At 32.9% G+C, this 13,509-nt stretch carries 10 protein-coding genes; 7 read left to right on the top strand and 3 right to left on the bottom strand.

The window, feature by feature from the left end; translation table 11 throughout:
- Window positions 1-142 precede the first annotated feature (142 nt).
- Window positions 143-3,187 carry an SrtB-anchored collagen-binding adhesin gene (locus tag WMO18_RS07070; protein WP_367286495.1) on the bottom strand — a complete coding sequence of 1,015 codons (3,045 nt, stop codon included), beginning with the start codon at window positions 3,185-3,187 and terminating at the stop codon, window positions 143-145.
- 443 nt (window positions 3,188-3,630) lie between these two features.
- On the opposite strand from WMO18_RS07070, the gene WMO18_RS07065 reads away from it, so the two are divergent.
- The 4 genes from WMO18_RS07065 to WMO18_RS07050 are packed head-to-tail and all read left to right on the top strand — an operon-like array spanning window position 3,631 to window position 5,550.
- Window positions 3,631-4,047: a hypothetical protein gene (locus WMO18_RS07065; protein WP_367286494.1), complete on the top strand. Its 417-nt coding sequence runs from the start codon at window positions 3,631-3,633 to the stop codon at window positions 4,045-4,047.
- Window positions 4,048-4,077: 30 nt separating this feature from the next.
- Window positions 4,078-4,677 (top strand): hypothetical protein, encoded by a 600-nt coding sequence (locus WMO18_RS07060; protein WP_329978418.1) that lies wholly within the window; start codon window positions 4,078-4,080, stop codon window positions 4,675-4,677.
- A gap of 8 nt (window positions 4,678-4,685) precedes the next feature.
- Window positions 4,686-5,099, top strand: coding sequence for a hypothetical protein (locus WMO18_RS07055; RefSeq protein ID WP_329978417.1), 414 nt, complete (start codon window positions 4,686-4,688; stop codon window positions 5,097-5,099).
- A gap of 19 nt (window positions 5,100-5,118) precedes the next feature.
- Window positions 5,119-5,550 (top strand): hypothetical protein, encoded by a 432-nt coding sequence (locus WMO18_RS07050; RefSeq protein ID WP_211148438.1) that lies wholly within the window; start codon window positions 5,119-5,121, stop codon window positions 5,548-5,550.
- A 251-nt stretch (window positions 5,551-5,801) separates the two neighbouring features.
- On the opposite strand, the gene WMO18_RS07045 is transcribed toward WMO18_RS07050, so the two are convergent.
- Entirely contained in the window at window positions 5,802-5,990 is a 189-nt protein-coding gene (locus WMO18_RS07045) for an NINE protein (RefSeq protein ID WP_022504963.1), read from the bottom strand.
- Between the two features lie 356 nt (window positions 5,991-6,346).
- Between WMO18_RS07045 and WMO18_RS07040 the strand changes: the two genes are divergently transcribed.
- From WMO18_RS07040 to WMO18_RS07030, 3 genes are all read left to right on the top strand, one after another.
- Entirely contained in the window at window positions 6,347-9,109 is a 2,763-nt protein-coding gene (locus tag WMO18_RS07040; protein WP_367286493.1) for an Ig-like domain-containing protein, read from the top strand.
- A gap of 103 nt (window positions 9,110-9,212) precedes the next feature.
- Entirely contained in the window at window positions 9,213-10,322 is a 1,110-nt protein-coding gene (locus tag WMO18_RS07035) for an SLC13 family permease (protein WP_022504965.1), read from the top strand.
- 120 nt (window positions 10,323-10,442) lie between these two features.
- A complete protein-coding gene (locus tag WMO18_RS07030) occupies window positions 10,443-12,272 on the top strand; it encodes a leucine-rich repeat domain-containing protein (protein ID WP_022504966.1) in 1,830 nt (609 codons plus the stop codon).
- Window positions 12,273-12,347: 75 nt separating this feature from the next.
- Here the strand turns inward: WMO18_RS07030 and WMO18_RS07025 are convergent, their stop codons facing one another.
- A complete protein-coding gene (locus WMO18_RS07025; RefSeq protein WP_367286492.1) occupies window positions 12,348-13,358 on the bottom strand; it encodes a LacI family DNA-binding transcriptional regulator in 1,011 nt (336 codons plus the stop codon).
- Window positions 13,359-13,509: the final 151 nt, after the last annotated feature.

Raw genomic sequence — 13,509 nt, 5'->3', positions numbered from 1 at the left:
AAAGGGTAAAATCAATGCTTACGCACCCTTGACTATCCGTGTTCTTGCAGGTTGTAGGCAGACAAGCCAGAATAAGCAAAAATCTGCCGTTTGACAGCTTCGGCGGAGAGCGTGATTTTTCTTTCCTCATACCGTTACCGCCTTATGATTTCTTCATTTTACGGCGTTTGTAAAGATATGTTCCAGCCAGTCCACCAGCAGACGCAAGCAACATCACGATAAATGCCATTACATTTGTACTGTCGCCCGTTTTGGGACTGTCGCTAGGTCTGTTAGGCTTTTCCGGTGTCGGTGGTGTTTCGGGTTTCTCTGGTTCTTCTGGCTTTTCCTTAAAAGTAATCGTCTGTCCCTTATCCTCAATATCCTTATGCTCGGTAACTTTCTTTGGTTCGTCTGGATTGCTTAAATCGTACAATTCTTCAAAAGTTACAAGCTGTTTGCCGTCAAGAGAAGTAGCGTCAAACGTAAAAGCAACTTCGACTTTCATAGTTTCGCTGTCAGCAGTAAAAGTATAATCACTTTCCACACGCTTTCCATTGATAAGAAGTTCTGCATTTTCTTCTTTCAACATCTGCCAGCCCACAAGTTTGTACTGTGTACCGACTTCTAAGCCCTCTAAGGTTACGGTATCAATGATTGTAACGTCTTTTCCTGCTTCAAGTTCTTTGTTGCCGTCCTTATCGGTAGCAGTTGTATGAATTTTGATGATACGCTCTGTGATAAGTACCGTCTGCCCGTCGTCCTCAATGTCTTTATGTTCCGCAACTTTTACGGGTTCGTCTGGATTGCTGAAATCATACAATTCTTCAAAAGTAACAAGGTTTTTGCCACCTAAAGCAGACGCATTGAATGTATAGGAAATTTCCACTTTCATTTCTTCATCATCAGCGACAAAGGTATAATCGTTTTCCACACGTTTCCCGTCAATGATAAGCTCGGCATTTTCTTCTTTTAACATCTGCCAGCCTTTGAGCTGGTATTTTGTGCCTTTTGTAAGTCCGTCCAATTTTACAGTATCAACGATTGTAACCTCTTTTCCTGCAAGGATATATTTTTCGCCGTCCTTGCTGGTCGCTGTGGTATGAATAGAGATTTCTTTTTCATATTCATCAGTCAAAGTCCCTAAATCAACCACAAGGTTATTTCTTGATACCACGATTTCAAAAGGTGGGATAAGTTCAAAGCCTTTGTTACTATCGCAACGCATTTCTTCAATGATATAAGTATCGTAAGGTAACGCACCTTTGCTGTCGTCTGGTTCAGAAGTTCCAAACCACACACCGTCCTCGCTGGTCTTTCCTGCGTTTGTATTGTGCTTATGAGAAGCCCAGTCGGCAGAAGTGGAAAACTGCCCGTTATCATCAGTTACAACAATATGATTTTCTCCCGTCGTCTTGCTTGTGATCCTAAAGGGAACATCAGCAAGACGCTTATGTGTGCCTGCACCGATTTTTACACCCTCAATATCTCCACGCTTAATCTGATTGTAGATAGAATGGGCTTCGTCGGTTAAGTCCACGATTTTTCCATTTTCTGTGATTGCAAAGTCAATCGGTTTTGCACCGTCAGTTAAGTAACCGTCGGGAGCTTCACTCTCAACAATACGGAATTTTCCATAAGGTAAAAGGTCGGCAGAAGTAGAAGCGATACCCTCAATGTCTGTACGAATAGTTTTTACGACTTCATTTTTCTTATAGAGCTTGCCCTCAACCAATACAGAATGATCATTTAAGGAAATGATGTCAAAGGCAGTATCTTTCAAAGTGGCACTTCCTTGTGGTTTGGTATCGCCCGTTTCTAAATCTCGTTTCTGAATTTTCACACCGCCACGGATAACTTTATCTGATACGGAAAAATGGTTACTTCCCGTCAATACGGCAAGGTCGCCGTCCTCGGTAATCTGTGTTACATATAAGTCCTTAATCTGTTCGGACTTATCGCCAGCCTGCATATACGCACCGTCTAACAAGTAACCGTTTGGAGCTTTTGTTTCTTCTACGGTTAGCGTTCCAAGTGGAAGAACCGACTTGCCGTCCTGCATATAGAAGCTGTCGCCAGATACCTTGTATGCGTCCGCTAATTTTGTGATGTAGTGAGTTGTCCCGTCGCTGTCTGTTTCAGCGATTGTCTTTGTAACCCATGTACGAGTAGCTTCGGCAGGGAGATTGTCTTTATTATAGAAGCCTGCATAATACTTCCATGTAAATTCCGCACCTGCTAAAGAAGCGTTCCCTTGCGGATTGTCTTTCTGTGTTTCCATATCAATCTTGAAAAGCTCAATCAAAGTGTCCGTTACTTTCGGTGTATCTGATACTTTCAAGGTTGCTGTCTTTCCAGCTTCAACCTTTAAGGAATATACAGTTTTATCCACTTTATATCCTGCTGGTGCGGATAATTCCTTGATATAGACTGTGCCTGCTTTTACCTCTACAATATCTGTATTTCCGTTTTCATCAGTCGTAAGGGTGGCAAGCTGTTTCGTGCAGTCCTTATCAGCAAAGACACCGTATGTTGCACCAGCGATAGAGTAATTCCCGTTACCGTCTGTAATGCTGGTATTGCTGGAAACCTTTTGCAGTTTCGTATTTCCGACATTCAGTTTCGCCCAGAATTGTCCCAATTCCTGCCCCTCGCCAGAGTAGATATAACCGCCACATTCATAGCGTCCTTTATTCTCTTTAACAAAGGCTCTTGCACCAGCGAAAACTTCGTCCTGCGTAGCCTTTGGTATTTCATCATAAGAAGCTCGCACGTTATCACATTGCCAGCCAAGATGTACGCTCAATCTCTGCCAGACTACACATTGTTCCAATAGATAAACTTGTTTGTAGTTCAGTTCCTTGTGGGCTTCGCCATACTGTTTGACATATTCTAAGGATAACGCCACATCTGAAATCTGGTCGGCACTCATGCGTGAGCTTGCGTCAGCTCTGGTCTTGTAGCCATTCTTAAAATCTGTATTGATGTCGATACAATAGGCAGTTTCGCCCTCAACTTTCATCATGCCCTCATTGAATGTAGAACCAAGAGAACCGTCATTCATTACTTTTTCAATGATACCGACACGCTCTGCACTTTCCGTCCAGTATTGCTTACTTTCTGCATGAACGGGTGTAGTCGGTAAAGCAGTAACGACAGTCGCAAGAGCTAAGAAGCCCGTACACAATCGTTTCCATGTCCTTTTCATAAATCTAATGCTCCTTTCATTTTGAGTAATAAAATAGCCGTCCAATAAGAACGGCTGGAAATAGAAAAGGAACGTCATTTTAGGCGTTCCATAGTCTATAAAATATTCAATTTTTTTCTTGTTTCAATACTGATGTGCTGTACCATATCTTTGCATATCTAGGAAAACTGGCGTATCAAGGCTCATTCAATGGTAGTAAATAAGTAGTAAATTGATGTATTTGTTCCCTTGAAAATGCTGATAGATACTGTGTTTTAGCGGATAATCAGATTTTTATTGTGTTTTTATAAAAAAAATTGATAAAGATATAGTGATGGAATGGTCTGCTTTGTTTCTTGATAAAAATGATAAACCTATAAAATTTGATGATGATTACTTTGATCAAGATATGAATGATTTGAAATATGTTAACGATTTGGATAAGTGATATATGAGGTGATTTTATGAAAACTATGATTAAAAATAATAACCTTAACAGTTTATCAAAGATAGCATTTCTGATGAACATTCCTTTAGTATTATTGTATTTACCTATTTGTTTTATTTACAGTGATACTCAAGGTGTATTGTTGCAAGGCATTAATTTTATTTTATGTGTAGTTTTGTTTGCTTTTTATTTTGTGACTTTATTATTTATCGGTAATAACAAGAAAATTATAGTTTCAAATTTATTAATTCAAACGGTATTATTGTATGAATTAAGAGGTGAATTGCCATTTGCTTTGTTGTGGCAACATAGCGAAACTGTATCATTATGGCAAATAGTAATTATTTACTATATTGTCCTTTGTGCCTTAGTAACTATTCTGGATGTGGTTTATTCTGCACTACAGAAAGTTAATAAGTTTCAGAAAGTGTAATACTCATAATCACACAAGGTAGGTGATTTTTTGAAAAACTTTATAACTATACTTTTAGTGTCTGTAGTAATACTATTTACATTAGGTGGTTGTGGTAATCCTGTTTCTGATGTACTAAATGATATGGATAGGACAACTATTACTTATAATAATGAAAAATATGTTGCCACTACAGATTGGCTAATTGATGATAGTAGTTATAAAGAAAAAGTAATCGAAAATGACGGAACAAAAATTCATATTTGGATTTATGATAATGATAAAAATGTGGATTTTATAAGTGACTCAGGAAGTTTGCTTTATCACAAAGAAAGTAGTTCATATCCTAAAAATAATTACAACAGTATTGAAAGCATAGAACTTTATAACGGTGATGAAAATAAAATTATAAAGGATAAAACTTGCATAGAAAATCTGTTAAGTACAATTAATGGGAAAAAGAATAAAAATTCTTCTTCAAAAACTGGTGAAGTTCTGTATTCAATAAGTATTCATTACAAGGATTATCCGGCAAGTTATTCTTTAGGTGAGCTTGTAAAATGTGAAAGTGGTAACTATAAAATAGTTGATAATTATGGACATTGCTATAATCTAAATGCTGATATTTGCCCTAAAGAAATGTTAAAGTAGGTGTTTTTATGAAAAGACTACTGTGTATTGTGCTTGCCGTTATTTCAATTATGCTTTTTGCCGGTTGTAATAATGTGGATACTAAAAGTAATATTGAAAAAATAAGTGCAAGTAAAATAAATACATACTACACCAATGACTTTACAAAAGAAGGAACTTATCGTATTGAGGCTAAGGGTCAAAGTGCAGTTGTAATTGTTGCACCACAAGACTCAGTAAAAAGTTTTAGTGCTAAGGAAGATAAAAAAGATATTGTATTTTCTTATTCAACAAAGAACAGTAAAAGTAAAGATTTGTCAATTTATAAGTATTGTTATATCTATAAGAATACCGATAAAATTGATACTGTTAAGATTTATAAAAATGGAAAAGAATCCTATTTTGTAAGTTGTAATGTTGGGGATGAAGAAATCTTAAAGTGATTTTGGAAAGTGTGATATTATGAAAAAATCTAAAGTTATTGTTCTTCTTTCAGTATCGGGAATATTGTGTTTGGTTACTATTTTTTCTATGGTACAGCTTGTTATGAATGAACTTTTTACACCTCCCGAAAGAGGAGAAGAATGTAGAGCAGAATGGGTATGTGCCGATGAAGATATGAAGATAGTCAGCTTTTCTGAGGCATTCCCTACTGATTTATTTACAGAAAGTAATTTTTATATTAAAAATGAAGAATTTAAGTATGAAGCAACTGAGGATATGGGATTTTTAGTTGCTGATAGATTTTATGATGAAAATGTAGAAGATATAAATATATTTGAAGGTCATTACTATTATGATAAGGATAGTGTTACTTTACAGATGGAAAAAGTCTATGATGAAAAGTATAAGTATCTTCAGGGTAAAGAATATAAATTTGTGTTACATAAGTAGTAAGATGAGATTATTATAGGGTATGATGATTTTAGTGACCCTGATATTCTGAAGCTATTTACAACATTACTAAGGAAATGCAAAGAATTCCGTATGAAAAGAATAGATAGGTTTTCTACAAGTTATCTGTTCACAATAGAAGATGAATTTTTATAAGAAGTGTAAATTGAAAAAGCTACTCAATAAAAATAAGCTGACATTACTATGTAGTGTCAGCTTTAGTTATAGGTGTATTAAATTAAGAAAACAGATTATGGGTAATAAGGGTTTGGCTTAAAGAGGTAACGAAAAATATCAATAATCCAACCGATACCAAAAATACCACAAGTACAGAAATACACAATGCCTAAAAGTACTCTGCCCTCATAAAAACGGTGTATGCCGAAACAACCGAAAAATAAGCATAGAAAAAATGAAACCCATTTGCTTTTTGGATACATAAGTCCACCTCCTTTAGTTTTTATTATATGTTGATAATTTAAATTCTTTATTTATTACTACCACAATTCTACTATTTTATAAAATTATCGTCAAGGTAAAAAATGGGACAGTAAAATATTTTAACAGTTTTTTGGTAGCCTTTTTGTTTACATTATGTTTAAAATTAATCATACAAACTATACATTATTTTTTATAATCTATTGAAATTTATATATAAAAGTGCTAAAATAAAGTTAAACAGAATGAAAAAGTAGATTTTTATTTTAAAAGTAAAAATCTTATGTAGCATTTCAACAATTAGTGGGTTTTCGCTTTGTACAAATTCACTATAGCGTTTTAGTAAGGGGTTATAAAAATGAAAAGTGGTTCTAAGGTAACATCATTTATGTTAGCATTTTTGCTATGTGTTTCTATGTTTAGTATTGCACCTACAGTAAGTGCAAAAAATATAAATATAGAAAAATCATCAGGTGAAGAAAGTAAAAGTGGCAACTTCTATTACTATGTAGATGATGACACTAACAATGCAACAATTACTCAGTATTTGGGTAATAGCAAAAGCCTTACAATTCCAAGTACTATTGATGGGTATAAGGTAACAAAGGTTGAATCTTTGGCAAAGATTGAAAATGATGATGAAGTTATTAATACTACTTTGGAAACACTTAATATTGGCAACAATGTTCAGATTATAGGTAGCTATGGTGTGACTAATTTTGCAAAGCTAAAGACTGTTAATATTAAAAGCAGTGTAAGAGTTGTTGAAAATTTTGCTTTTGACGGTTGTACCTCACTTACTAAAATAAATATAGACAATGGCCTAAAGGCAATTTATGGTGACGGTTTCGGCAATATCAAAAATCTAAAGTCGATTTCACTTCCTAACTCAGTAAGCAGAGTTGGTGCAAATGCCTTTGGATATATGTATAATGATGATACTAATAAGTACAGCAGAGTTTCAGGCTTTACTATTAGTGGATATACCGGTTCAAATGTAGAAAAGTATGCAAATAACTGTAACTTTACTTTTACTTCACTTGGTACATATAAAAAGTCTGATGATGTTGACTATCTTTATACTTTGCAAGATGACAAAGTTTCACTTATTACATATCTAGGTAGTGGTGGAGATGTTACTGTACCTGAAGAAATTGACGGTTATGTTGTAGCATACAATACTACTAATGAGGTGTTCTCAGAAAATCAATTTAGAAATAGTTTAGGTAAACTTAATAGCGAATTTGATTATGTAACTGCAATTGCTTTTCCATCAATGTGGGACTGTTACGGTAATATTTCTTTAAGTGACACACCTAAGCTAAGTGAAATTACTATTACAAATACTGAGTACAATTTTGATGATGAAGTTAGTGAGAATAAACCTTTTGGTTATTCATATGTTTTTGATGATGATGGTGTGGTTACTGAATTTATCAAAAATGATGACTTTGTTATAAAAGGATATTACGGTTCAACTGCACAACAGTATGCTGAGGAAAATGACTTTACATTTGTTCCTATTGAGTCTGACAATACAATACCTGTTGTACCTACTGACTCTGTAACAGAAACTACAGTGAATAACACTATAGAAGGAACATCAACTGTTGAAAGTAACTTTACTGAGCCAAGTAGTGTTGAAGTGACTACCGTTATCAATAATGATAATGACAATAATATAAAAACACCAACTGATAATACAGAAACAACAGAAACAACAGAAACAAATAATAATGAAGTGACAATTCCTACAGAGGATAATTCCGATATTGAAGAACCAACTAATGATTATGATATAGAGCCAAGTTCAAGGTATGTTGACTATCCTACTGAACCTGAAATGGAAGAAACAACTTATACATTGCCTAAGGTTAAGGATACTAATGTTTATGTAAAGAAAATTATGTTGAATAAAACTAAGGCTACTGTTTTGTCAGATAAAAGTGTAAAATTAGTTGCAAAGGTTTATCCTAAAAATGCAAATAACAAAAAGCTTTTATGGACTTCATCAAATAAAAGAATTGCAACTGTAGAAAAAGGTGTTGTAGTAGGTTTAAGAAAAGGCATAGTAAAAATTACTGTAAAATCTACTGATGGCAGTAAATTGTCAGCACAATGTGTTGTAACTGTAAAACAGGCAGTAAAAACTATTAAGCTAAACAAAACACTTATTACCGGCAGAAAAGGTACAAAGGTTACATTAAAAGCAAAGGTAACACCAACTAAAGCCGATAACAGAATTGTAAAGTGGCAGTCATCTAACAAGAAGATTGTGACTGTAAATAAAAAAGGTGTTGTTACTGTAAAGAGTAAAGGTTGTGCAGTAATCAAATGTACCTCAGGTGACGGTAGTGGAGTATATAGCAAATGTGTTGTAAACAACAGTAGCAAAGCAAAGTCTATTAAATTAAATAAAAAGTCAGCAAAAATTTCTGCAGGACTAGGTCTAAAACTAAAGGCTACTGTAAAAGGTAATTGTAAGGAAGTTTTGTGGAAAAGCTCAAACAATAAAGTTGCCACTGTAACCGATAGTGGAATTGTTAAAGGTATAGAAAATGGCAAGGCAGTAATTTCTGCCCAAACAATGGATGGCAGTAAAAAGGTAGCGAAATGTACTGTTACAGTTACAGGTCACAACTTCGGTGAATGGACAGTTTCTGTAGCACCTACTTGTCAAGATGAAGGTGTAGAAACTAGGGTTTGTAAGTCTTGTAAGAAAATACAAGAAAGAACCCTTGATACTGTTGACCATCACTGGCAAAAATATTTTACAGTTGATGAAGAACCTACTTGTACAGACATAGGTGTTGCGTATATTTATTGTGATGATTGTGATGAAACTTGTGACACATATTATATTCCTGCAACAGAACATTGTTTTGGAGAATCAGAAATTATAGATTATGCCGATTGTGAAACAGATGGACTTGTTGTTAGAATGTGCAAGTATTGTGACGAAACTGAAGAAATTGTAATACCGGCACTTGGCCATTGTTGGACTGATGAAAAGGTAGTTGACTTTGAGCCTACTAATGATAGTTATGTTCAAAAGTCATATCATTGTCTGTATTGTGATGCAACTTATGACGAAGAAGAAATTCCACCACTAAATAGATAATTTAAGTTTTATTATTTAGCTACCCATAGTTATGGGTAGCTTTTGTTGTATTATTACGGATTATAGGCTAAAATAGTATGGAAATAAATTTTAGGAAGATTATATGAATAGAGTAATTGATTTTGTAAAGAAAGAAATTGTACTGATTATTTCTTTTGTATTGGCAATAATTTCTATGTTTTTTGTTCCACCTAGTGAAAGGTATATTGACTATATTGACCGGAGAACATTAGGGCTACTGTTTTGTTTAATGACAATAATGGCCGGTCTTAATAGGTTGGGCTTATTCAAATTATTGGCAGAAAAGTTAGTACATAAAGTTCATACTATTAGGGGAGTTACTGTTACATTAGTTTTATTGTGTTTCTTTATTTCAATGATTATTACTAATGATGTGACACTTATAACATTTGTGCCTTTTACCATAATTTTGTTAGAAATATCTCATCAGAAAAGTAAACTGATTTATATTGTAACGCTTGAAACAATATCTGCAAATTTAGGTAGTATGACAACACCTATCGGCAATCCACAAAACCTTTATTTGTTTTCTAACTACAATATGAATATTGATGAATTTATAATTGCTATAATTCCTTATTCTGTGTTGTCGTTGGTGCTTTTAGTTGTATTATCCCTATTTGTAGGAAATGAAAGCATTACAGTAGAAAAAGAACTTAATAGGGTAAAGGGTAGCAAAAATTCTTTCTTGCCTATTATGTATGGGATACTATTTATTTTAGCTTTGTTTAGTGTGTTCAAAATTTTGGACTACAGAGTATTATTGGGTGTTTTGTTAATTGCAATTTTATCTCTTGACAGAATAACACTGATAAAGGTTGATTATAGTCTTATTTTTACATTTGTATTTTTATTTATTTTTATAGGTAATTTAGGTAATATAGAATATATACATAATTTTTTACAAGGAATAATTATCGGTAATGAAGTATGGGTTGGTGTATTATCAAGTCAAATTTTCTCAAATGTTCCGGCAAGTATTTTGCTTTCTAAGTTTACCGACAATGGCAGTGCATTGCTTATTGGTGTGAATATTGGTGGTTTGGGTACACTAATTGCATCTATGGCAAGTTTGATTTCATTTAAGTTTTTACAAAATGAAAATATTAAAATTTCAAGATATATAATTGTATTTACTTTTATGAATTTAGTTTTCTTAGGAATAAATTTGCTATGGTATGTTTTAGTATAAAAATTTTTTAAAAAAGTTTCAAAATTATGTAACCTTTTGGAAAGTTGAAAAGTGTTATATATGTAACAGGTAAAAATGAAGATGATTCAGAAAAAGTTACACAAGAAAGGAAATGATTAAATGAAACTTTTCAAAAAAGGATTTGCATTAGTTATGGCAATGTTGATTGTAAGCAGTGCATTTACAGTTATGCCACTAACTACAAGTGCAGCAACAAACAACAATGTATCAGTATCTGCATCTTCAACTAAAAGTGGCAAGTGTGGTAAGAATGTAAAGTGGACTTACAAGAACAATGTTCTTACTATTTACGGTAAGGGTAAGATGACTAGTAAGATACCAAGAAAAGTAGCTTTTAATGCTAAAAAGATAATTGTAAAAAATGGTGTTACAAATATTAATAAGCTAAGAGTTTCTGAAGATTACGATAGAGCTATGGATCAGGATCTTGATTACAAAAATTACAAGTTGGAAGAAGTAGAAATAGCTGATAGTGTTACCGAATCTGGTAATTTAGTATTTTGCTATTGTACAAAACTAAAGAAAATTAAGTTCTCTGCAAATGCAACATCACTTGGTTGCATGAGTATTCCTGCTTGTATTGAAAGCGTTACTTTGCCTAAGAAAATAGAAGTGATCGATAGTAGAACTTTTAAAGATTGCAAAAAACTTAGGAATGTTAAGTTACCAAGTTCATTAAATGCAATATATGCTAAAGCATTTGAAGGCTGTACCAATCTTAAAGAAATTAATTTACCTAAAAAACTTGAACTGCTGGATAGCTCAGCATTCAGTGATTGTAAAAGTCTTAAGAAAGTTGATTTACCCAAAAAAATTAAGAAAATCGGAGCTAATCCATTTTCAGGTTGTGATAAGTTAAGTAAAATTACTTTGGATAAAAGCAATAAGCGTTACAAGGTAGTGGGTAATACTTTGTTTGATAAATATCTAAAAAGAATTGTTTTATATATACCAAATAATAAAAAAACAACTTATACTGTTCCTAGTAATGTAAAAGAAATCGGAAAAGATGCTTTTAAAGGCAACAAAAATTTAAAGACTATTAAAATGTCTGACTCAGTTACAAGTATTGGTACTTGTGCTTTTGCAGAAACTACTAAATTAAGAAATGTTAAGTTATCAAACAAAATTACTTTTTGGGGTGACAAAGCTTTTAATAAATCTAATATTTATAATGTGAAGTCAAATTGGAAAGATAATATTTTGTATTGTGATAATGCTGTAGTTAGTTGTAAAAATAAGACAAAGATTGCTAATATCAAAAAAGGTTCAAAGTATATTTTGAGTAATGTATTCTCCTTTTCTCCTATTTCTAAGTTAACAATTCCTAGTGGAGTTACTTATATAGGTAAGAGTGCTTTTTCATATTGTACTAATTTAAAAAAGGTGGATATTCCAAACAGTGTTACTCAAATGAATAAATTTGCTTTTTATTACTGTTCCTCATTATCTAAAGTAAAGCTTTCAGATAATTTAACTGATATTCCTTATGGCGCTTTCACATTTTGTAAATCCCTAACAAAAATAACTTTTCCAAAGAATTTAAAAAATATAGGTGAAGAAGCTTTTTTTGGTTGTGAAAAAATACCTGAAATAATTCTTCCAAGTAAAGTTGAGTTTATTGATGAGTCTGCCTTTGCAAACTGTTTTAATTTATCAAAGCTAACATTGAATGAGGGCTTACTTGGTATTGGTGCATATGCATTTGAACTAAATAAAAAATTAAAGAAAGTAACAATTCCTAAATCAGTATTTTCTATAGATGAATGTGCACTAGGCTATTTAGATGGTGGTACATATTTCTATCCACCTGTTGGAGATAGTGGTGAAAATAGAGATGATTCATTTAAGTTTACTGTATATAAGGGTACTGAAGGTGAATCATATGCCTATTACAATGGATTTAAGAATTACACAGTAATTGAATAATTTTTAAGTAAAGCTTAATATAGCATTTAACAGAAAAACACCCACCAATTTTTTGGTGGGTGTTTCCTTATACTTTTACTGTTGTGGCTTTCCACATGAATTTCTGATTTTAATAGGACAAGGCATATATATTTTCATAGGAGAAAGTAGCTTGTTGTTTTTAGAATGTAACATAGTATTGATAACCTCTATACCATAAATACCCATTGCATAAACCGGTGCACTCATTGTGGTTAGTGGTGGGTTAGTGTATCCTGAAAGTTCAGTATTATCAAAACCGATAATAGAAACATCTTCAGGAATTTTGTAGCCATTTTCTTGTAATGCCCTCATAGCACCGATAGCTATAGGGTCACTTGCTGCAAAAATTGCTGATGGTACTCTTTCACTTTCAATAAGTTCTTTCATCATACTGTAACCGGATGCAGTAGTGAACTTGTCCTGTAAAATATAATTTTTGTAGTTAATGCCTTTATTTTCACAAGCATTTTCAAAAGCTGATAAACGCTTATCAGGATAAACTGTACCATCCTCAAGCTCCTCAATACCACCTAAGAAACCTATATCCTTGTGACCTAGGTTATATAGATAGTTAACTGCATCGTTAACTGCTTGTCTAAAGTCAAGGGAGATAGAAGTAATTTCAATATTCTCAACAATCATATCTAGAAAAACAATATTACTGTTTAAGTTTCGTAAATTTTCTACCTCTTGTTTACTAAACTTTCCTAAACAAATTATACCGTCAACATCGTTTAGTGCTTCCATATAGTTAACATCTGTTTTGAAAGTTCTTACAATATTTATATTATTCTTAGAACAGTAGTCCTCAATACCCTGACGCATCAAGAAGTAGTAGTTGTCCTCAATTTCTTGCTTTGATGAGAACCATTGTAAAATGCCGATAACACAGGTAGGAGCTGATACTGTTCGCTTTTTCTTAACATAATTCAGTTCTTTTGCTGCTGCAAAGACTTTTTGTCTGGTTTCAATAGAAGTACTAAGTGTTGTGTCATTGTTTAGTACCCTTGAAACAGTAGCAACAGAAACATTAGCTTTCTTTGCTACATCTCTAATAGTAGCCAAGTACATCACCTCTACTCTTATTATAGTGAATATTTACTAAATATGCAAGGGTTGTTTAGTGAAAAATAGATAAACTTTAATTTTGTTTACTAAATCTATTGACTTTTTATGAAACAAAACATATAATTTAGTTAACAGATAAGCAAAAGAC

It is taken from the genome of Ruminococcoides intestinihominis, from assembly GCF_040096285.1.
Lineage (GTDB): Bacteria > Bacillota > Clostridia > Oscillospirales > Acutalibacteraceae > Ruminococcoides > Ruminococcoides intestinihominis.
This window is presented reverse-complemented; position numbering and strand designations above follow the sequence as displayed.